The organism is Desulfovibrio sp. MES5, assembly GCF_002237645.1.
Taxonomy (GTDB): domain Bacteria; phylum Desulfobacterota; class Desulfovibrionia; order Desulfovibrionales; family Desulfovibrionaceae; genus Desulfovibrio.
On record NZ_MJUZ01000020.1, the window covers coordinates 1 to 20,301 of the forward strand.

18 protein-coding genes and 1 tRNA gene are annotated in these 20,301 nt (G+C 53.0%); 4 read left to right on the forward strand and 15 right to left on the reverse strand.

Annotation, left to right across the window (positions count from 1 at the left end):
• Nucleotides 1-667: 667 nt before the first annotated feature.
• From BCS36_RS06600 to BCS36_RS06635, 8 genes are all read right to left on the reverse strand, one after another.
• Nucleotides 668-6,064, reverse strand: coding sequence for a hypothetical protein (locus BCS36_RS06600; RefSeq protein ID WP_291302112.1), 5,397 nt, complete (start codon nt 6,062-6,064; stop codon nt 668-670).
• A gap of 203 nt (nt 6,065-6,267) precedes the next feature.
• On the reverse strand, nt 6,268-6,573 hold the full coding sequence (locus BCS36_RS06605; RefSeq protein ID WP_291302113.1) for a HigA family addiction module antitoxin: 306 nt from the start codon (nt 6,571-6,573) through the stop codon (nt 6,268-6,270).
• Between the two features lie 56 nt (nt 6,574-6,629).
• Nucleotides 6,630-6,908 (reverse strand): type II toxin-antitoxin system RelE/ParE family toxin, encoded by a 279-nt coding sequence (locus BCS36_RS06610; RefSeq protein WP_291302114.1) that lies wholly within the window; start codon nt 6,906-6,908, stop codon nt 6,630-6,632.
• A 187-nt stretch (nt 6,909-7,095) separates the two neighbouring features.
• Complete coding sequence (locus BCS36_RS06615; protein ID WP_291302115.1) at nt 7,096-7,290, reverse strand: hypothetical protein; 195 nt, start codon at nt 7,288-7,290, stop codon at nt 7,096-7,098.
• Between the two features lie 25 nt (nt 7,291-7,315).
• Nucleotides 7,316-8,302, reverse strand: coding sequence for a relaxase/mobilization nuclease domain-containing protein (locus BCS36_RS06620; protein WP_291302116.1), 987 nt, complete (start codon nt 8,300-8,302; stop codon nt 7,316-7,318).
• Entirely contained in the window at nt 8,299-8,706 is a 408-nt protein-coding gene (gene mobC / locus BCS36_RS06625) for a plasmid mobilization relaxosome protein MobC (protein ID WP_291302117.1), read from the reverse strand. The genes BCS36_RS06620 and mobC overlap by 4 nt, the downstream gene beginning before the upstream one ends.
• Before the next feature lie 195 nt (nt 8,707-8,901).
• On the reverse strand, nt 8,902-9,276 hold the full coding sequence (locus tag BCS36_RS06630) for a hypothetical protein (protein WP_291302118.1): 375 nt from the start codon (nt 9,274-9,276) through the stop codon (nt 8,902-8,904).
• A gap of 128 nt (nt 9,277-9,404) precedes the next feature.
• Complete coding sequence (locus BCS36_RS06635; protein WP_291302119.1) at nt 9,405-9,542, reverse strand: hypothetical protein; 138 nt, start codon at nt 9,540-9,542, stop codon at nt 9,405-9,407.
• A gap of 217 nt (nt 9,543-9,759) precedes the next feature.
• Between BCS36_RS06635 and BCS36_RS06640 the strand changes: the two genes are divergently transcribed.
• On the forward strand, nt 9,760-10,635 hold the full coding sequence (locus tag BCS36_RS06640) for a hypothetical protein (protein WP_291302120.1): 876 nt from the start codon (nt 9,760-9,762) through the stop codon (nt 10,633-10,635).
• Between the two features lie 203 nt (nt 10,636-10,838).
• Here BCS36_RS06640 and BCS36_RS06645 read toward each other — a convergent pair whose 3' ends face one another.
• From BCS36_RS06645 to BCS36_RS06670, 6 genes are all read right to left on the reverse strand, one after another.
• Nucleotides 10,839-11,261 carry a site-specific integrase gene (locus BCS36_RS06645; RefSeq protein WP_291302121.1) on the reverse strand — a complete coding sequence of 141 codons (423 nt, stop codon included), beginning with the start codon at nt 11,259-11,261 and terminating at the stop codon, nt 10,839-10,841.
• 218 nt (nt 11,262-11,479) lie between these two features.
• Nucleotides 11,480-11,773 (reverse strand): hypothetical protein, encoded by a 294-nt coding sequence (locus BCS36_RS06650; RefSeq protein WP_291302122.1) that lies wholly within the window; start codon nt 11,771-11,773, stop codon nt 11,480-11,482.
• A gap of 22 nt (nt 11,774-11,795) precedes the next feature.
• A tRNA-Ser gene (locus BCS36_RS06655) sits at nt 11,796-11,889 on the reverse strand.
• An 85-nt stretch (nt 11,890-11,974) separates the two neighbouring features.
• Nucleotides 11,975-12,793 carry a hypothetical protein gene (locus BCS36_RS06660; protein ID WP_291302123.1) on the reverse strand — a complete coding sequence of 273 codons (819 nt, stop codon included), beginning with the start codon at nt 12,791-12,793 and terminating at the stop codon, nt 11,975-11,977.
• Nucleotides 12,787-13,605, reverse strand: a complete 819-nt coding sequence (locus tag BCS36_RS06665) for a nicotinate-nicotinamide nucleotide adenylyltransferase (protein ID WP_291302124.1) — start codon at nt 13,603-13,605, stop codon at nt 12,787-12,789. Before BCS36_RS06665 ends, BCS36_RS06660 begins: the two co-directional genes overlap by 7 nt.
• Entirely contained in the window at nt 13,605-14,876 is a 1,272-nt protein-coding gene (locus BCS36_RS06670) for a glutamate-5-semialdehyde dehydrogenase (RefSeq protein ID WP_291302125.1), read from the reverse strand. Before BCS36_RS06670 ends, BCS36_RS06665 begins: the two co-directional genes overlap by 1 nt.
• Nucleotides 14,877-15,059: 183 nt before the next feature.
• Here BCS36_RS06670 and BCS36_RS06675 point away from each other — a divergent pair, with 183 nt between their 5' ends.
• The 3 genes from BCS36_RS06675 (at nt 15,060) to BCS36_RS06685 (ending at nt 18,433) form a co-directional block, all read left to right on the forward strand.
• Nucleotides 15,060-15,830 (forward strand): tetratricopeptide repeat protein, encoded by a 771-nt coding sequence (locus BCS36_RS06675; protein WP_291302126.1) that lies wholly within the window; start codon nt 15,060-15,062, stop codon nt 15,828-15,830.
• 128 nt (nt 15,831-15,958) lie between these two features.
• Entirely contained in the window at nt 15,959-17,815 is a 1,857-nt protein-coding gene (iorA, locus tag BCS36_RS06680) for an indolepyruvate ferredoxin oxidoreductase subunit alpha (protein ID WP_291302127.1), read from the forward strand.
• A gap of 9 nt (nt 17,816-17,824) precedes the next feature.
• Nucleotides 17,825-18,433, forward strand: a complete 609-nt coding sequence (locus BCS36_RS06685; protein WP_291302128.1) for an indolepyruvate oxidoreductase subunit beta — start codon at nt 17,825-17,827, stop codon at nt 18,431-18,433.
• A 225-nt stretch (nt 18,434-18,658) separates the two neighbouring features.
• Here the strand turns inward: BCS36_RS06685 and rlmN are convergent, their stop codons facing one another.
• Nucleotides 18,659-19,759, reverse strand: coding sequence for a 23S rRNA (adenine(2503)-C(2))-methyltransferase RlmN (rlmN, locus tag BCS36_RS06690; protein WP_291302129.1), 1,101 nt, complete (start codon nt 19,757-19,759; stop codon nt 18,659-18,661).
• Nucleotides 19,760-20,301: the final 542 nt, after the last annotated feature.

The following is a 20,301-nucleotide window of genomic DNA, read 5'->3' on the forward strand; positions in this document are numbered from 1 at the left end:
CAACCACCGTAGGCCGCATCGCTCCCTTAACGGTAGACCTCCTGCGCCATTGACAGTTTTTACCCCTCCCCAAAGAGGAGAAATGGGACCAATCTCGCCTCCGCCAGAATTATCAGCTATACAGGCGACAGAAACAGAACCACAAAGAATCTACCACTAACATTTAACCTGGTACAAAAAAACGGGGCTGGTCATGGCTGCCGTGAGCCCCCCCCAAAAAAAAGAGCCCCCAGGCATTGATATGCCTGAGGGCGTAACTGAACCGTTCCCAAATGCATCGTGGCAGCTAGAACGAGCACGAATCGGCAAAATTCAGCAATGATATCGTCAGGGGAAAACACCCGCGCCGTCGACAGGGCTGCTATTGTCGAAGTCGCTGGAAAGCCCATCCAGAGCTCAGACGAACCACAAATCGAACCACAACCCTCAAGTTATAAAAAATAGGCTGCCATGCCTTTTAGCATAGCAGCCTGTTATTATTTACTTATGGCGGAGAGGGTGGGATTCAACTACACCTATAACTATCCGATATGTTTTAAAATAAAAATGAAATGATAAATTTGTGTCCGGTTTCATATCCATTATTCGTAGCGCTCGCACGAATAGGTATGCCCCTGCCGGACCGCTATTGGGTGAACTCTCGGCTGAGCCTCCAGTGAGCAATCAGTCATGATGCGCAAGGTACACGGACATCCCGAAACGATTCACTCAGTTGAAGGGCTGCGCTTCTCCTGTCACCCATATCAACTAGCCAATCAAGTATTCGCAGAAACTTTTGCGCGAGAGTCAATGGCATTGGCGAATCTCTATGTGCCATATAGTGCACAAGTTCCGCGATCCGGGCCGGAGCAAGAACGTCGTGCCATTGCACTAACCCGTTTGAGGCATTTGAAATGACCGAAATAAGTTGATCTGCAAATGCTTCAGCAGGGTAATTGGCTTTAGAGCGTTCGCAGAGGGTCAAAAACATGGACATTACCGAGCCGGACCATCCTGCAACTCGGATAAAGCGATCAACTATCGGCAAAATAAAGTTTATTTCTGACCAGTCTCCATTGACATAGCGGGCTGCTAGTTCTGCATACTCAACCGAGATAAACATCAATGAACGCGCGAGATCTGGCAAGTCATAGTCCCAAATTCTTCCGTCAGAATATCCATTCTGAAATACTTTGTCGCAGAGCGTATGCTCAAGGCAAAGCTCAAGAACAACTTTTGCATCTGTGTGTATAATTTGTGCATCATACACATATTTACAAATATATATATCCACAAACGGAGCTAACAGAGCCCAGCAAGCCTCCCCTTCAATTTTTAAAATCGGATCCAACAGCCGTGATCGCAAAATATCAAATGATATTGCACCAGATGCTGATCCTAGCACCCGTCCTAAAGCATGAGTCCATTCATAGAACTCAGCCGCAGGGCGGGGTTTAAATGTTTCCGTCTCCCAAGGTGGAGAATTTTTTTGAATCGTCCAACCCAAAAGGTCACTCAAAAAGTCAACGAGAGAGGCTCCTGCTTGGCTTTTCAGAATTTCACCATAAGGAATGTGCTCAAGAAATTTTTTAGCACGGTACTGATTCCACCGGATGTCGGGTTCCGTCCAGTCATCAGCGGGGCCATCGCCGTTGCCATGAGCGAATTTACTATTAAACTTGGAGGAGGGGGAGTTAAGTTTCCGCCGTCGTACCTGCCGATTTTCTTGAGGTATTTTTATCCAAGCAACAGGGAGAGGAGAAAGTGCGGGCCAATTTTCCCCATTTTTATATAGTTCGATTGCTCTCTGTAATGCTGAGGCGACCATTTCTGAGGAGGGCGAGACTTCATTATAAGGGCGTCTCTCCGAATGACATAACGCAAAAGCTAAATAAATTCCGCACCATGACAGTTTAGGATTTTTATCCCATAATTTACACAATTCATCAAAAGCAGCTAGAGATACTATTTCCAGAGGATGTGTCAGTAACTCTAGAAGCTCTTGCGCAGTCGTTTCACTTTCAGTCCCTTCGCGCAGTTCAGCGGCAAGCCCATGCGCGAGGAATATTGAATGGTGCCATGGAACATAAGAAGATTCAGACAGTAGCGGGCTAAAAGGCTGCTCAACAAATCGTGCCACTTGTTGCAACACATCGCGAGCCCAATCAAGTTCCTCGGGAGAACGCCCTTTTCGAAAATTGAGAACTATGGCTGCGGTTGCTGCCACAGCCCCCCTAGGCATTCCCACTAGGAAGTCTTCGTCTGCACTTTGGGAAACCCTAAATAGTCCATTAGCAATTATCTCGCAGGCCGAGGCAATAGCCTTCTCAACAGTATATGTTTCATCAAGGGAGCTTTTCTTTAAAGATTTTTCTGCCCACATGTATAGGCTGCTCTCCTCCAACCGCTTAGATGCCTCTTCAGCCTTAGCCATGCTTTCTGGCGCAGATTTTGTCGGACTGACATGAACGATTGCGATTTGGTCTGGTGCTCCATCGACTCGCTGAGCGTGGTAGTTATTCCGATCCACTAGCTCTGCGTATTCAATAGCTTGTGCTGTAAGCTGCGCATTAATTTCAGTGTTATCCCGATGTTCTTCATATTCAAATGGCAATTCATTTTGAAAGCCGAGGATGGAATCTCTGGTTTTTTGGTCGTAATCTGGGTTAGAGAAAAAAATAAACCGTGGAATCATCCAACTTAGAGTTTTTCGACGAACTTCCTTGCCATTAAGCTTTTCAACTGCTTCAACATGGGACTTATCAGAGGTTTTCGTAAATCCAATCAAACTTGATGACGGTAAGCAGTCACGTACCCATCGTTTTTTATCCATATCGAGCAAACGCTGTGAACTGATAAGCGGAAATACAGTTTCTGATACGGTTTCAGTCTGGAGCGCAATCATTGCCGCGACACCTAGGATAGCAACGCATTCATTCTCTTCTACGACAGCCTTAATGAGTTCATCTACGGGGACTCTACGCTCAAGCTCAGCGCAACACCATTCTTCTAAAGCCATCAAAGCGCAGCCAAGGATGTACGGAGGCCATACGGACCTGCACCAAAGATACTCGCGGTCATTACCCCAAAATTTTTGCGCCCCCCACGGGAATTTTATCTCGAGTGGAATTGGAGTGCTACGATGATCGTATGACCAGCGGTGCAGCTGCCTCCATGCTGTGATTGCGTGATTACATATTTCTCTGACCAGCCGTAATCCCTCTTGCGGCGCTGTTTGAAAAAGCGAATGAAAGGGGTCTCTAAGAGGAGATGACGGGAAAAATCTGTGATCATCAAGAGAAAGCTTATCCCAATCATGTGAACCCAAATGGTCAGCGAAGAGAGTAGGAAAGGATAGCTCTAGTTCTAGTCGTTCTCGTTCTGTGCGTTCATCTTCGGGTTTGGCAAGAAGAGATTTGCGCCATTCAGAATTGGATTTCTGTCGCCGAATATCACGAGAAATTCGATCTTCTGGCAACTCCTTTAGCAGGAATGCGAGTGAAATATCTACAAGCTGCTTGGGTAATGTTTGAGAAAGAATGCCTGAATAGGCTATGATGTTGTGAAAGCTTTTTTCTTCAATTCGGCTTTGATTTGTGACTCGTTGTAAATACTCTGAGACGAATTCAGGCTCACTCCTTGCTGAAAGTAAAATCAACCTAACCAAAGATTCATGAAATGATGGTAAGTCTTTTATATCATCCCAACCCATTGAATCTCTAGCGCAATTTCGAGATGCCTTGAGTTCATCTTCTGCTGAAGAAAGCCATATAGAGCATTGTTTCAAGATAGCATGAGAAGTCGGATTTTTATAACCAGAAAGGGCATGTTGCCAAACCTCAAAAATGGAAATTATCTCTGGATAGAGGCGCTGCGGAATTTCTTGAATTCGCCTAATGATAAAGTCGATAAGGCGGCGCCATGTTGTTAAATCTGATGGCCATGCAAAAAGATAAGCCATCCGAATCAAATTAGCGTTTGGCACGATTCCAGACATGACGTTAGAGTTTGGTATCGTCTTTTCAGCCTGAAACCACACAAGTACTTTTTTGAATAAATAAAAATCATCAATGAAAGTTGTTGATGCAAACAGAGCATCTGAAGCATCGAATTCCGAGGTTCCAAGAGGACCAAGTAGCCAAGCTCGTAACCATTGATATCTTAACTCAGCACACTTCAATTTTTCCAGACAGCCCCCCCAATCGTTCCCCCTAGTATATTCCCATTGAGAAATTAGCTCTACGACACGTGCAACGGCTGGAGGTTCTCCGCAGTTTTTGATTATATCCATCCACTGAGGGCTAGCCTCTGTGAGAACATAAAAAAAGGCCCACTCAAAAAAAATGTCATGTGTAAAACGAACAGATATGCCCTCACGAGCATCTTGAAGTATGCCGTCTACTCTTAGTGCGTCTAAGTGGTTGATCGTCGATAGCCTGCTAAGAAAAATTGGCTGGCTGAGATTGCTGACGCGAGCTTTTGCCAATTCAAGCAAGGTGCGCTGCCGTTCTACAACGTTTTGTCCGATTTCGTTGTAGCCACCTCGTCGCCACCAGTTTTCAATTAAGTCTATCTCTGATTGGGGAGCAAAGGTTGAATCGCTAGGGTCGGCTAGGTACCCTTGGTTAAGAATTTTTGCAAAAAAGGGCCTTCTAACAATATTTCGCACCTGATCTGTGCCAAACAGAAGCGAACGTAACTGTGGTTTTTTATTTGCCAATATTTCCGATTCTTGATCGTCAAATATCTCTACCTGAAGAGTCTCAACCCTCAACGTGTCAATAAAATCTCCCAACCAGTTGCGAAGAATTTCGACACCAGAGTCTCTGAGTGACACCACGATACGCCAGTCACTCAATAAAGGAGAATTTGTGATAGTGTTGAATAAATCAAGAATGACAGATTGATACCTTCTTTCTACTCGATCTATCGCATCTATAAAAAGGATATTGGTGCCAGCTGCGCCGACTTCTACAAGAAGTCGCTCAAGAGGTATGTTTGATAGCCCATGTGATGTCGCGTAGCTAATCCAACTTGTTCCTTCGAGCTGCTCTGCTTTGATGAAGATCGTCGGACCATGTTCAAGCGAGCGCTCCACAGCCTGCCGCATTATGACGGATTTACCACTTCCGGGGAGGCCTCGAATCTGGAGCAAGCGTGCTGCTGATAGTTTAGTATTATAGTCATCAAGCAGCGCACTTCTTTCAACATTAATTCCACTAATATCATCAGGGATAAGGCTCACATAGCTTCTAGCTAGTTCAGTTAACTTGTTTAAGTCAGAAACGATTGAGGGGGCTCCACGTAGTTGCACGAGGTGCGATACGTCCTTTACAAGCCGGATACGGTTAAATTGGCCAGATTTTCCCGCAGAATCGCGTGCCCACTGAATCATTTTCCCCCATACGAGGGGAGCTTTGCATCCCTCGTTTGGGGCTAAACATTCCCTTATACGATTAATAGCTTCTGGAGAATCCGTGTTGCCTTCACGAAGAAAGTCAAACTGAATAAGCACAAAATGGGCAAGAAACTGGTGGGCTTCGTCATCTGCACATGGTGTACCATTTATTTTTTCTAGCAAGGAGAGGATAGTTTCTTTAATCGCCCGTATTTCATCACTTGCACTCCCATTTGGCGCAAAACGAGCATTAAAATGTTCAGGAGTGAGGCTTTCTCGTGCCCAGTCACAAAGGGTTTTGAGGGCACGTTCTTTGGCGGAGGAGATTGTGCCAACGGCTGTACCGTAGCGATCAATGCCAAAACGAAAATTATTTTTTTTGAAAGTTGCCCAACTGTCGCGAATGATATCACGAAAATCATTATTTGACTCAGCATTGCTGACAGTGAGCGAACGCTTAATTTGCAAGCTAAGGCGTGCTTCATTTTCTGTCGTATCTTTAAAGTCAACAATGACGTCATCAAGTGGTTCGCCGAAGTCACGCTGTTGAACCGAAACACAACATACAATTCGATCTTCAATCCCGGGCGCATATGCTTCGGCGAGAAGGGCAGCAAGATAAAAAGCTGCCACATTACCTTCATAGGTAAATCCTTCTCCTCCGGCTAATTCTGGTGATTGGGGCATAGTTTTATACAATAGTTAAAGTCTCATTTAAAATATGGGCCACACCAAATGCGGACACCTTTGTTATAGCATAAGGTAAGGTTCCGCATAGCGCAATTCGTTACCTTATGGTCTTTGAAGCGTTTGTACTTAATTTGATTAAACTGGCTTACCGGAACGATAGAGGGCGGCCTAAGGCCGCCCTCTATTTTCTGAACAAAATATTATAGCGTAGCACTAGCCCTCTGCAACTCGCTGTAAGGAACTATCCTTTCCATCTCCGTGCGCTTCTGAGCATCCATCGAATCCGCTTCATACTGCGCCTGCAAGTTGACCCACAAATTGAGGTCAGTTTCAAAAAACTTTGCAAGCCGCAGGGCAGTGTCTACAGAGATACCCCGCTTTTCGTTAATAATCTCATGCACTCGTGAAGCGGGAATCCGCAGCTCCAGAGCAAGCATGGAGGCAGTGAGACCAAGTGGAGCCATATATTCTTCGCGCAATATTTCGCCGGGGTGAATAGCAATCATAAAATATCTCCTAACCATGAGTGGTGTTTTGTTGTTTTCTGCCAATAGCTTTGCCGCTAGTGATAATCCACCACTTCTACATCATATGCGTTTCCATCTTCCCATCGAAAGCATATGCGCCACTGCATGTTAATAGCGATGCTGAATTGACCGTCCCGATCTCCCTTCAATTTTTCCAGCCTGTTGCCTGAAGGAATTCGGAGCGAATTGAGCTGGCCTGTTGCATGCAGAATACGCAGCATGCGCAACCCCTTTCGCTGTGCTGTATTCAGAGGCGGAAAATTGCCAGAGGTAAAAAGCTCTTCCGTCTCTTCGTTTTTGAAGCTCATAATCATCTGAAGCGTACCCTCATTAATGCCTCCAGCGAATAGCCTGAACGCTCTTGGCAGCATTCGCAGCGCGAATACGTTAAGCGTATTCGTTAAACATAAATGCGCTCAATTTTGCTCGTTGTCAATATTAGGGCGCGGAAGGAGGTTATCCATGCTTCACGCGCCCATTGCTACTCAACAATATCAGCCATTACCTTTTGAGCCAGCCGATAAAGGCGTACAAAAACACAAAGAAAAGTGCTGTGCATCCAGCAGTTACACTTGCCAACCACCACGTATCACCCCGCAATTCCTTGCCGTAACCATCCATTACTGCACGCGATTTATCAAAATACTCCTTTGATGCGATTGCCGCCGCCTCGCACTTTGCCATGCATTGCTCCATACGCGCCCTGTGTTGATTCAAAACCTCAACGGGATAATCCCTCACCTGACGGGCTGCGCCCTCGATCTCGTTGGCTGCGCGCGAGGTAGCGCTTTGCAATTCCTTCAAACGTTGTATCAGCTCTTGCGAATTCTTGATCCGGGTTTCCTCTTGTAAGCTCAACACCATCAGATGGGCTTCTACCCTTGTCTGATCTATCTCGCTCGGCGCGGTCTGTGCTGTCGCCGCTTCCGATGCCCTGCTCATGTTCTTCAATTCGTCTATCTTGCTCATGGAGTAATCCTCTGAGTTGCAATGCGCCCCATGTGTAGCCTTTGCCGAGCTTGCTGCCCTTGAACTTCACGTCACCAAGCGCAAAGCTGATCCCCGAAACAAATCCGGTGGAGGCTTTATTTAAACGCACGGTCATGCCCTGGGCCGCCAATTTCTGACAAAACGCATTCAACGCAATTTTTTGCGTAAGGGCCGCATCAATTATTTTTTGTAGGTTCATGCGGGTGGATGCCTCGCCAGTACGCAGGGCGTGCTCAATCTCCTCTTTCGTAAGGGCTGCCCGCAACGTTTCCCGGCTTGAGCTCACTTGCCGAAGAGAAAACCGTTGCTCCAGTTCCCGCATGATTTTTTCTTGTCGCCTGTAGTCGTGCGCGTCAGTCACCACTTTTCCATCCAGTGCAATTCTGTTCACCAGAATATGAATGTGTGCGTGTGCTGCGTCAGTATGTCGGCTAATGACATATTGATTGTTTATAAAACCCATGCCTTGAAGCCACGAACGAGCAGCCTCGCACCACTGCTCATCTGATAGGGATTCTTCCGGGTGTAGGCTCAGGCTCACATGACAAACGGCCTTGGACAGATTCGGCCTCAGGGCGCGAATAGCTCCAAACTCCGCAGCAAGGGCGCGTGGTGTTCGCCCCGCCATATTGGTTTCAAGCAGCAGGCTTTTGTGGGGCTGCAAATCATAGGTGGCCGCCCCACGAAAGCCCTTGCCCTTGATACATTTGGCTATCAAGGCGCTTCTTCCGCAACTGGCGGCATGCTGTCAGCAACACCCATCAGGGAAGCTTGCAAACACATGATCTGGCGAAGTAGTTCCCTCAGTAGTCCGAAGGGAACAGCTGTTCGGCCCGCATTGGCAGCCTTGGCGATTTGGTTAAGATTAACGCCCAACCGCGCAAGTTCGCCGTAGGTCTTGCGGTTAACCTCTGGCACAGGGGGAAGCGGCATGCGCCTGCTCAAAGCTGCTGTGCGTAACCACTGCGCAGGACTCATGCCCATGTGCTGCGCACGAAGCTGAAGCGCCTCCCACTCAGCCGGATTGACGCGCACCCCGATTGTCATGTGGCGCACCTTTATGGGGTCGCCTTTTGGGCGGCCATTTTTTCGGGGGGCGTGTTTGCGCGACTCAGCAAGCATAGGCGCGCTCCTTTTGCCGTGAAGCGGCAATGTGTTTTGACGCCTCGCAGAGCAAGCCGTTTGAGCCAAGCGAAAACATGGCTTGCTTCAAACCATCTGGCGCTTGTGGGGTGATGCGGCTGATTGCTGTCCCGCTGTCCCTGCCCCAGAGAGTGGGACAGTGGGACAGAGGACGGGCAAGATTTGCAGATCGTGTCATTGGTCACCCTCCAAGCGCTTTTTGAGCCGATGCAGAACAGATTTGCTGACACCCATTTCATCAGCACAATCTCTGAGGCTGAGGCCTTCTCCAAGAAGGCGCTTAAGTTCTTCAGCCTGAATATTCACTAGATCGCTTACGTCCCAAAGAAGCCGATTGTCCTCACTACGCAGATGCACTTCAAAGGGCAGAGCTTCTTCACCAACAATGCCCCGCGCTTTGGTCAGATGCACTTCAAATCGCGCTCCCTCTGCCACGTTGTATATTTTGGGGCGTCTAAGGCTGATTACCGTGTCCATAATGTCTTCACGGGCAGACGTGCCGCGCTGATCCCTTGATTTCCCTGCATGATGCACCAACAAAACAGCCATGCCACGCCTTCGCAAATCCAGCAGCCATGTTTGTATGGGCGTCCAAGATTGAGACGCGTTTTCTTTACCTGTGCGGCAAAGAGTGGCGAGGTTATCCAGAGCGGCATGTTTACCCGACTCACTGAAATCTATCCCTTTGTCGCGCGGGGTATATTGCTTTGTGGAGCCACAAAAAGCGCCTCAGAAGTTATTTCTTCATTGGCAAAGATGTAGTCCTGTGGCTCAAGGCCGGATTCTACCGCTTCTCTGTAGCTGTATGCGCGCATCATTTTCTCCTCTCTATATCTGTTGCTTTTTGCAGTCAGGTGTCACAGGGTGTGGAAACATATACGCACCCGGACAGCTTCCCCCTTTCGTCAAAAAGGCGGACGAACATTTTGGCTTTGCAAATATAGAGTGAGTCCACATTTGCTTTTGCCGTTTTCAATGTTGGCCGAAGTTGTGAGTAAAATGTAGGTAAGAAATAGAAATGGGAGGAGAGAAATGGAAAAATGGGCTGACTTTGCTGCGCTAATTGATCAAATAAAAGAGATAGGAAAACTTGAGCGGAAAGGAGTTGATGCTACGGCTCAACTTAAAAAAAATGATGAACTGTTTGCTGTATACAACGAGTTAAAAGATAGATTTTCGGATTTGCTATCTATAGATGAGATGTATTCATGTTTTCCAATCATCAGAGAATCTCATGATACGCATAAATTTTTTGGAAAAGCGACATCATATTATGCAAGTATTGATGGAATGTTATTTTTAATCACTGCATCACATGCTCTCGATTGCGCCGCTTCAAATAATATTATAGTTTGTATACCAGGACACGGACTGCATGTTTTAGATGTAAATTTGTTTATAATAAATAAAAGTCTTGATTTGGCAGTGTATCCTTTGTCAAAAGATGATATCCTTGCAAGCAAGCTTCGCATGATGACACCTATAAATGTTGAGGAATCCATAGGCTCGCTGTACCATGATGAAATGTTTTACGTTGTTGGATTTGAGGCTTCAAAATTTAAAATAAAACCCAATAACGTTTTCACATATGAAAAACCATTTGACTGGATGACGCTGCCAAGGGCTACGCCTGAAAACTTGAAGCCTGCCACCCCTGAAATCCAATCCGATAGTTTTTTTTGCATGGAGTATCATCGGAGAAAGCAGAACTCTTTGTCTGCCAACTTAGAAATCACTGGCCCTGTCCCTAGAGGGGTAAGTGGGGGGCCAATATATCGTATCATTCCGCGTGATGGCACTTTTGTACAACTATTCACAGGAATGTTCATTGAATACCACGAAGTGTATTCAGTTTCTCTCGGAATAAAAGGTGCCAAGATTGTAGACTACTTGAGGTCAATTGGCTGAAAATATTTATCAAACGTTGTTACGGCGAAACTTCCCCACGCCTAGCCCCGCAAGCCTGTCTACAAGCTTGTACGCCCGGAGATGGCTATGTCTCGCAAGCAGTTGAAGCGTCTTATGCCCGGATATGGATTTGATTTCCATGATGTCGAGGTCGGTACGTTCGAAAAGGCAGGGTAAGCGCTCATGCCATAAGTCATGAAAGGTTAGCTCTCAATGTTTGCCCTTTGGCATGCCTTGATGAACGCTTGTATGATGGAAACATCGGAGAGCTTGAACTCGCTAGGGTATTCATCCCGCTCTATGCCTTTCAGGATTTCGATAGCGGCAGGGGAGAGGGGAAGCGTCCGCTGCTCATTGTTTTTTGTCTTGGGCAGATAGACAGTCTTCCGGGCAAGGTCTACGTTCTGCCATGTCAAAGACGCGATTTCTCCGCGTCGCATTGCCATTTCAATGGCGAACTGGACGATAGGCCGGAGAGTGTCCTGGCATTCAGCCAAAAGCCGTTCTTCTTCTTCTTCTTCTTCCCCCTCAAGCCGTCTGGTGCGTCCGTTGCCGATTTTAGCGCGCGGAACTTTACTGACGGGGGAGGCGCAGCGATTCCATACCCCATGAGGCGAGTGCCACATTGAAAACTCGGGAGATTACCGCCAAGTCGAGCCTTACGGTGTTGCTCGTAACGCCTTCGGCCTCGTGCTCTTTGATGAATTCCGCAATATCCCTGGAGCGGATAGCCGCCATAAATTTTGTCGCCATCTTCCGCCGCTGCACAGAGCGGGCTTTTATCGTTTCCAGTTTGGGATTATTGTAACGGGGAACATATTCAGCGATAAAGCGTTCAAGGGCTTCATGCAGGATGGTGTTTTCCGCCCGGTTCGAGAGGTGAAAACGCCCCTGTCCATTTCATTTTCGATATCCCGCGCCACTTTTCAGCATCACTTTTTGTGGTGAAGGTTTTGCAAGTGATAGGGTGACCCTTCCGTCGGATTCTCGCTCGGATTCTCGCTTCCCATTGCAGGTCGCCGCGCTTGAGAATGCTTGCCATTTTTACCCCTCCTTTCAAACTGAGTGGAGCATAAATGGAGCAAAAAGATAAATGATGCAAAAAAGGAGCATCGTTTTTGACACTCCATTTTTTCATAAGTACATAATTTTATTATATATGGCGGAGAGGGTGGGATTCGAACCCACGTGCCCCGGTTAAGGGACAACTCGATTTCGAGTCGAGCGCGTTACGGCCAGCTTCGCTACCTCTCCGCAGGTCAGGGCGTTGCGCCCGTGACCGGAAGGCTGTCTATAGCGCATCTTTTTTTGAATGGCAATGCCCAGACGTTACAGTGGACTACCTGCGTTCCAGTGCGGCCATCACTTCCAGCGCGTCGGCCTGCTCCGGATCATCGTGCAGTGCGCGCAGGGCCATGTCCTCTGCTTTCTGGCGTTTGTGCCAGATGAGGTACAGCTTTGCCATTTTGCCGTAGGTGGAAGGGTGCCCGCCGAACGTTCGCAGCACAGCCCTGTAGACGTTCTCGGCCTTTTCGTATTCGAGCAGTTCCATCCAGGCGGCCACTGCGCCGGTGTAGGCGGCAGGGTCGCGTGGCTGTTTGACCATGGCCTCTTCATACGTTTCGGCGGCTTCCTGATACAGACCGGCGGCGGAAAAAATCTGGGCCACCTGGACGCGGATGCCGTCTTCCTGCGTGAACTCTTCAACCACACGCTTGAGAAAGGCGCGCCCCTTGGCGGTCTGCCCTTCGCGAATAAACTGCAGCCCCGTATCAATAAGATGCTTTTTTCTTTCCATACGGGCGGTGGCTTCTGCCTGAACGCAATTTTCAGATTCTTTTTGCAGAATTTTGGCAAGGCCGTCCATCACTGTGGCCAGGGCCGCTTCCTTGCCCTGCTGAAAGGGAATGTTTTTGGGATTGCCCGTCCGGGCCGGGTCCAGCAGCGGCTGCATGCACTGATGGCGCACCAGTGTGGACAGAAATTCATTGATCTGGCTGTCCAGCTCCGCCCGCGCGGGGCGCAGCATCTTGACCTCGGCCATACGGCGCAGAGCTTCACGCATGACCAGAAGCGAGCGCTCCACCTCATCCTTGCGCAGATACCCTAAGGCTCTTGCCACATTTTCGCGTATGTCCTTGGGGGCGGTTGTCAGCATGTCGGCTCCGTCTGTCGCCAGTGTGCTTGAACAGTTTTCTCGCTCTGCTTCAGAATTTCAAAAGCCGCCCGCGGCAGCAGAAAATCCACCCTTCGGCCTGCCAGCCACAAACTGCGCAGGCGCGACGCGCTCACGTCCAGCCAGGGCAAGGGCAGAAAATGCGCCAGCCCGCCGCCGGGCAAGGCCATGCAAGGGCCGCCGCCCACAAGAGGGTCGCGCTCGCGGGCTTCGGGCCACAGCCTTTGCGCCGTGGCTATCACGTCCTGCGCGGTTTGTCCGTCGCGCGGCACCACAACAAAGTGGCACAGACCCGGCAGTTCCAGCCCCCTGTGCCAGGTGGGGAGCAGGGCAAAGTCTGGACTGCCCAGTATGAAATACAGTTCTGTTTGCGGTTCGGCCTCACGATACGCCAACAACGTGTCCCATGTATAGGATGGCCCCTGTCGCTGCCCCTCAAGTCTGTTGCAGCGCAGAAAGGGCAGGTCGACGATGCTGGCTTCCACCATGCGGGCGCGCAGATCAAAAGGCAGCATGCCCGTCATGGTTTTGTGCGGCGGCACGGCACAGGGCACGAGATCAACGCCGCTCACCAGAGGGGCCAGAGCTTCGGCGGCCTCAATGGCCAGACGCAGATGCCCCACATGCGGGGGATTGAAGCTGCCGCCCAAAATGGCCCGACCCGCGCACGGCCCTGGCGTTCCGCCGGGAGCCGCTACACCGTGAGCCTTGCCGCCGGGAGCCGTCACATCTGGAGCCTTGCCATCCGGAGCCGCACTGGCCGCCGCCCCTTGTGAGCCGAGGTTCGCCGTCACTACTGCCGCACCTGCCCTTGCCCAAGTACCACAAACTTGGTGGTGGTCAGCTCTTCCACGCCCATGGCGCCGTAAGCGTGCAGCTTGGAAGTGGAGATGCCGATTTCTGCCCCAAGGCCAAGCTGGCCGCCATCGTTGAAGCGGCTGGACGCATTGACGGCCACCATGGAGGCGTCGGCCTCACGTAGAAAGCGCATGGCCTTGGCGTAGTCGTTGGTGCAGATGATTTCTGTATGATTGGAGCCGTAGCGGGCAATGTGGTCCAGGGCTTCGTCCATATCCGCAACCACGCGCACGGCAAGGATGAGGTTGTGGAACTCCTGTCCGAGGTCTTCGGGTTTCTGGGGCACGACGCTGCCTGCGGGAGCCTTGTCCATAAGCGGCAGGGCGGTAGCGTCGGCGCGAAACTCCACACCGGCAGCGCCGAGCTTTTCCGCCACCATGGGCAGAAAACGAGCGGCCACGCCCTTGTGAACCAGCAGGCATTCCAGCGCGTTGCACACGCCGGGGCGCTGCACCTTGCCGTTGAACACGATGTCCAGAGCCTTGTAAAGGTCAGCGTCCGGCTCGATATAAGCGTGGCACACCCCTTTGAAATGCTTGAGCACGGGCATGGTGGCGGCCTCGGTCACGGCGCGCACAAGACCTTCGCCCCCACGGGGGATGATGACGTCAATATACTGGTCGAGCTTGCACAGGGCGTTGACGGCCTCATGCCCGGGCACGGCCACAAGCTGCGCGGCTTCGGCGGGCAGGCCAGCCTGCACCATGGCGTCCTGAAGCGCCTGCGCAAGAGCGGTATTGGAGTGCAGGGCTTCGCTGCCGCCGCGCAGGATGACGGCGTTGCCGGCCTTGATGCACAGAATGGCCGCATCAACGGTGACATTGGGGCGGGCTTCGTAAATCATGGCGATAACGCCAAGGGGAATACGCATCTTGCCCACCAGCAGGCCGTTGGGGCGCTGCCACTGGCTTTCGGTGGCTCCCACCGGATCGGGCAAATTGGCGACGTGGGCACAGGCGGCGCGCATTTCTTCCATAATGGCGGGAGTGAGCGTGAGGCGGTCAAGGCGGGCGGAATCCTGCCCGGCAGCCCTGGCGGCTTCGACGTCGCGGGCGTTGGCGGCCAGAATATCCGCCTCGCGTTCGCGCAAAAGTTCGGCCAGTCCCAGCAGAGCCCTGTTTTTGGATTCGGGCGTAGCCCTGGTCATGGCACGCGCCGCGTTTTTAGCCTGCGCGCCAAGGCGCGCCATTTTTTCCGATGGCGTCATGCGAACTCCTTGTAACAGCGGCTGTGGGCGCGCGTTTGCGGTCCTGGCCGGGGATATTTGTTTTGACAGAAGGACTGTTTGTGGCCTATGAAGAAGACTTCCGTCCTGAGTCCGTCCTCACGTGCGCGCTCCGCTTGCACGCCGGAAATGGCGGCGATTTCGCCCCTAAGGAGTTTTTGATACATGAATCCGCAAAAGAATCAAGGCACGGGCGATGCGCCCCTGCTGCGTGACCTGCAACTGGAAGTGAGCCAGGAGAGTGCGCCTCTTCTGCAATTCATGCTGCGCCATGCCGGTCTTATAGCCAGCGTGCTGGTGCTGTTTCTTCTGGTGCTCATAGGCACCGGCATCTATAACTGGCACGGCGACTCCCGGGCGAGTGAAGCCCGCGATGCCCTGGCGCGCACCCTTATACAAAATCATGGCGCGGATCAGGTCAAAGCTCTCTCGCAGCTGGCGGAGGGCGCGCCTTCTTCCACCCGTTTTGCCGCCTATATGGCCCTGGCGCAAAGTGCCCTTGAAAACGACGATTACGCCACTGCCGCCCAGGCTTACGGCAAGGCCGCCAAAAGTACGGACGGCGCTTTCAGCCTGTCCGCTTCGCTTGGCGAGGCCGGAGCCCTGCTCAAGGCTGGCAAAAGCGCCGAAGCCCTGACCCTGCTGCAAGGGCTGCAAAACACCCAGCCCGGCGCGGCCAGCGCTCCGCAGCTGCGCCAGATGATGGCTGAAGCCGCCATTGCCTCCGGTCAGAATGAACTGGCGGCCCGCACATACCTGGCCCTGGCCCGTGAGACTGACGGCGTCAACAGCAGCTACCTGCGCGCCCGCGCAGCCGAGCTTGACCCCAAGCTGGCCGCTGAAGAAGCCGCGTCCAGCGCTCCGGTTGCCAAGGCCGCTCCGGATGCGGACAAGGACGGGCAAAAGCCCGTGCAGGCAACACCAACAAAGCCGTAATGATTTCTTACAACAACCCGCAGCATGCACAGCACTGCGGGTTGTTGTGCAATAAGAGCGCGCCACCGGGCGCACCTTGCATCTAGCAGAAGCGGCCCGCGTGCCACGCGCCGGGGTCGGGAGGAAGCATGAGCAACAATCCCCTGTTGCACGGCGCTCATGGCGAGCGTCATTTGTTGTTGGGCAACGAGGCCATCGTGCGCGGCGCCCTTGAGGCGGGCGTGCATGTGGTCACCTGTTATCCGGGTACGCCTTCATCCGAAGTGCCGGACACTTTTCACCGTATTGGCGGCGAAGGGCGCTACCGGCTGGAGTATTCCGTCAACGAAAAGGTCGCTATGGAAGTGGCCGCAGGCGCGGCCCTGGGCGGCGCTCTGAGCCTTGTGACCATGAAGCATGTGGGCCTCAATGTGGCCGCAGACCCGCTGTTCACAGCCGTGTACACGGGCCTGCCCGGCGGGCTGGTGGTGCTCTCCGCTGACGACCCCGGATGTCACTCCAGCCAGAACGAACAGGACAACCGTTATTACGCGCGTTTTGCCATGCTGCCCTGTTTCGAGCCTGCCTCGGCCCAGGAGGCCAAGGACATGACCCGCGCAGCCTTCAGCCTTGCCCGCCAGCTTGAACAGCCCGTGCTGCTGCGCACCACTACGCGCATCAGCCACATGCGCGGCCCGGTGGATTTTGACGATCTGCCCGCGCCGCAGCCCAAGGTGGACTTTCGCCGCGATCCCACACGCTTTGTGCCCGTGCCCGCCGTGGCGCGCAGGCGGCATGTGGCGCTGGACGAAATTGTGGCCCGTGCCCGCCAGATTGCGGAACAAAGCCCCTTCAACACGGTTACCGAACCCTCCGCGCCCACGGATCTGGGCATCATTGTCAGCGGCGTTTCGCGCAACTATCTGGCTGACGCGCTTTCCGCCAATGACTGGACGGACCGCGTGCGCGTGCTGGAATTGGGCATGACCTGGCCTCTGCCGGAAGAAAAAATCTGCACCTTCCTGAATCAGTGCAAGCGCGTGCTGGTGCTGGAAGAAGGGGAAGACCTGCTGGAGCAGGACATCCGCGCCCTGGCGCAGAAGCGCGGGCTGACCGTGGCCATTGACGGCAAGAATGACATCCTCACGCATCAGGGCGAGTATTCCACCACCCTTGTCACGCGCGACCTCGCACAGTGGCTGGGAGTTTCCTGTTGCGTGCAGGAACCGCGCAGCGTCGAGCCGGATCTGCCGGGCCGTCCGCCCAACCTTTGCCCCGGCTGTTCGCACAGGGCCGTGTACTACACGGTGCGCCAGGTTTTTGGCGACGACGCCTACTATTCCAGCGACATCGGCTGCTACACTCTGGGCCTTCTGCCGCCCCTGCGCACTGCGGATTTTCTTGTCTGCATGGGTTCGTCCATCTCGGCGGGCAGCGGTTTTGCCCGCGCCTCCGAAAAGCCGGTCATCGCCTTTATCGGCGACTCCACCTTCTTCCATTCCGGCATGACCGGGCTGGCCAACGCGGTTTTCAACCAGCACAACGTGCTTATGGTCATTCTGGACAACGGAACTACGGCCATGACGGGCCACCAGCCCAACCCCGGCATGTTGCAGGATGTGCTCGGCGGCATGAGCAGCCACATGGACATTGAGACCATCGTGCGCGGCATGGGCGTGACCGAAGTAGCCAAGGTGCGGGCCTTCAACATCAAGGCTCTGACCAACACTCTGGAAGAAATGAAAAGCAAGCCCGGCGTACGTGTGCTCATCACTGAAGAGCCCTGCGTGCTGTATGCCCGCCGCCAGCTCAAAAAGACCTCGCCCCAGGTGGCGGAGGTGGCGCAGCAAGGGCCTGAGGCCATGCGTTGCCTTGAGCAGCTTGCCTGCCCCGCTTTTTACCGCAGTGGCGACAATCTGGCCGTGGACGCGACCCTTTGCACGGGCTGCATGGTATGTTTGCAGGTGGCCCCTGGGGCCTTCAAGGCGCGCAAGCGTCAGGGATAGGTGAGAACAATGACTATGCAGAACAACCAGAAACGCATGCGCGTGTATTTTACTGGTGTGGGGGGGCAGGGCACCCTGACCGCTACGACCCTGCTGGCCCGTACGGCCCTTGAAGCCGGGCTGGATGTTGTGGCTGGCGAGGTGCATGGCATGGCCCAGCGAGGCGGCGTGGTTGAATCCGTCATGCTGCTTGGCGGCTGGCGTTCGCCCAAGCTGGATCTGGGCGAGGCCGACGTCATGCTCGGCTTTGAACCCTTGGAAACCCTGCGCGGTTTGCCCTACCTCAAAAAGGGCGGCGCGGTGTTTTCCAGCAGTGATCCCATGCCGCCTGTAAGCGTGTCGCTGGGCAAGGCCGACTACCCCGCTTTGAGCCGCATTGAAGCCAGCGTGCGCGAAGTGGCGGGGCTGTGCCATTTCATTCCCTGTCGTGAACTGGGAATACAGGCAGGCTCCGTGCAGAGCGGCAATACCGTGCTTTTGAGCGCCGTTTGCGCCTCGGGCGTTTTGCCCTTTGGCGTTGACGCGCTTGAAGCGGCCATCAAAAAATTCTTGCCGTCCAAGCTTCAGGAAGTGAACCTGCGAGCTCTGGAACTCGGTAAGAATGCCCTCAAGGGCTGATAACGTTCGTTATCAGATTATAAATGATAAGGCGGCCCGGCTTTGAAAGTCGGGCCGCCTTTTTTTTGTATATTAGGCGAGATGACTGGAAGGCGGCGTCTCTGGCGCGTCCACTCCAAACTAGAAAGTTTGTTGTGCTATCCTACACTACTATAAGAGTTTTAGGGGATGGGGGCCCTCCCCCACAAAGTATTTCAATGTGTTATTACTCTACGCAGACGTTCTTTACTCGCCGCCGTCAGGCTGGGGAACCCTGATCTCTTCCAGTTGTTCCTTTTGTCTGGCGGCCTTGAGCTGGCCGCAGGCCGCCTTGATGTCCTGTCCCTTGCTTTTGCGCAAAATGGCCGTGACGCCGCGATCCCATAGGTACTTTTCAAAAGCCAGCACGCGCTCATGGCTGGGCGCAGCGTAGGGCGAACCTTCAGCGGGATTGTATACAATGAGGTTCAGTTTGCCTTTAACGGAATTAACCAGGGGCACCAGCTCCCGCGCGTGTTCCAGCCCGTCATTGACGCCGCCGAGCAGCAGATACTCAAAGGTGATGCGTTCCCGCGTGTTGAGCGAGTAGGACTGGAGCGTGGACATCAGGCGGTCCAGAGGCCAGCGGGCGGCCTTGGGCATGATGCGTGCGCGCAATTCCTGATTGGGCGCGTGCAGCGAAACCGCCAGAAAAGCCAGGCCGCATTCGCCCAGTTCCTTCAGGTTTTTTTCAATGCCGCAGGTGGAAACCGTGATGCGGCGCGGCGAAAAATTTAATCCCTTGTCGCTGTTGAGGCTGACCAGCGAGCGCATGACTTCGTTAAAATTCAGCAGGGGTTCGCCCATACCCATAAAAACGATGTTGCGCAGCATGGGCCAGTGCAGGCGCGTGTCGCCCAGATGCTCGCGGGCTACCAGTATCTGGCCGAGAATCTCGGCCATGGTCATATTGCGCTCAAAACCCATGTCGCCCGTGGAGCAGAAGGTGCAGCCCATGGCGCAGCCCACCTGGCAGGAGAGGCATTGGGTCCAGCGGCGCACGCCGTCACGTGAATCCGAGGGAATGAGGACAGTTTCCACCTGCGCGCCGTCTTCAAGGCGCAGCAAAAATTTGGTGGTGCCGTCCTGGCTTTCTTCCACGGCGGTGACTTCCGGCCAGATGATGCAGGCCTTGGCGGCCATGCGTTCGCGGCAGGGCCGGGAAATGTTGGTCATGATGTCGAAATCACGGGCCATGCGCTGCCATATCCATTGCCAGATCTGCATGGCGCGGAATTTGGGCTCGCCCAGTTCTGTCTGCGTCCATGCTTCCAGTTCAGGAAGGGTGAGATTGAGAAGGTTGATCATTCTGTCCTGCCGGGCCGGGGGCGTCCTGGCTGCTGGTTGGTGTTACGGCCTCGCCCTGTGCGTGAAGGCCCGCCCTTTGTTTACCGGGAGGAGGAAAAGAGTACAAGGGGATTTGTTGAAGTGGGGGCCTGCGGCGCGGAGAATACGGGAAGCGGGGAGGGGGCACGGCAGGTATTTCAGGATGAATAAAAATCAAGTCTGTCCTTTGAAGGGCGGGTGTTGTGCCCTGCGGGCACGGGGGCTTTTTTCTTACTGTTGTTTGGGCCGCCTACGCGGCGTGCGGCAAGGCGGGGCCGGTTATGGGGCTGCGCCCCCTTCTCGGCCCCCCTTGCATCCCCCCGAAGCACCCCGCTGGGGCTTTCCCGTTTCCGCCACTCCACGAGGGCTGCGCGGCTTTTGCTTCGGGAGCTTCCTCGCTGCGCTCGGCGATCTCCCTGCGCGCCGCGCAATGCCAGTGCGTGCTCTCGCGCTGAATGAGCGATTGGAAAGGGCGTCTTGTTGACTGTATGAAATTTCTGATAATAAGGTGTTATTATTGGAAA

Bases quoted from the DNA above. Each gene is read 5' to 3' on its own strand.
- BCS36_RS06600 (WP_291302112.1), bottom strand. From the start codon at position 6,064: ATGCCCCAATCACCAGAATTAGCCGGAGGAGAAGGATTTACCTATGAA.
- BCS36_RS06605 (WP_291302113.1), bottom strand. From the start codon at position 6,573: ATGATTGCTATTCACCCCGGCGAAATATTGCGCGAAGAATATATGGCT.
- BCS36_RS06610 (WP_291302114.1), bottom strand. From the start codon at position 6,908: ATGATTATGAGCTTCAAAAACGAAGAGACGGAAGAGCTTTTTACCTCT.
- BCS36_RS06615 (WP_291302115.1), bottom strand. From the start codon at position 7,290: ATGGAGCAATGCATGGCAAAGTGCGAGGCGGCGGCAATCGCATCAAAG.
- mobC (WP_291302117.1), bottom strand. From the start codon at position 8,706: ATGCTTGCTGAGTCGCGCAAACACGCCCCCCGAAAAAATGGCCGCCCA.
- BCS36_RS06630 (WP_291302118.1), bottom strand. From the start codon at position 9,276: ATGGCTGTTTTGTTGGTGCATCATGCAGGGAAATCAAGGGATCAGCGC.
- BCS36_RS06635 (WP_291302119.1), bottom strand. From the start codon at position 9,542: ATGCGCGCATACAGCTACAGAGAAGCGGTAGAATCCGGCCTTGAGCCA.
- BCS36_RS06640 (WP_291302120.1), top strand. From the start codon at position 9,760: ATGGAAAAATGGGCTGACTTTGCTGCGCTAATTGATCAAATAAAAGAG.
- BCS36_RS06645 (WP_291302121.1), bottom strand. From the start codon at position 11,261: ATGTGGCACTCGCCTCATGGGGTATGGAATCGCTGCGCCTCCCCCGTC.
- BCS36_RS06650 (WP_291302122.1), bottom strand. From the start codon at position 11,773: ATGAAAAAATGGAGTGTCAAAAACGATGCTCCTTTTTTGCATCATTTA.
- BCS36_RS06660 (WP_291302123.1), bottom strand. From the start codon at position 12,793: ATGCTGACAACCGCCCCCAAGGACATACGCGAAAATGTGGCAAGAGCC.
- BCS36_RS06670 (WP_291302125.1), bottom strand. From the start codon at position 14,876: ATGACGCCATCGGAAAAAATGGCGCGCCTTGGCGCGCAGGCTAAAAAC.
- BCS36_RS06675 (WP_291302126.1), top strand. From the start codon at position 15,060: ATGAATCCGCAAAAGAATCAAGGCACGGGCGATGCGCCCCTGCTGCGT.
- iorA (WP_291302127.1), top strand. From the start codon at position 15,959: ATGAGCAACAATCCCCTGTTGCACGGCGCTCATGGCGAGCGTCATTTG.
- BCS36_RS06685 (WP_291302128.1), top strand. From the start codon at position 17,825: ATGACTATGCAGAACAACCAGAAACGCATGCGCGTGTATTTTACTGGT.
- rlmN (WP_291302129.1), bottom strand. From the start codon at position 19,759: ATGATCAACCTTCTCAATCTCACCCTTCCTGAACTGGAAGCATGGACG.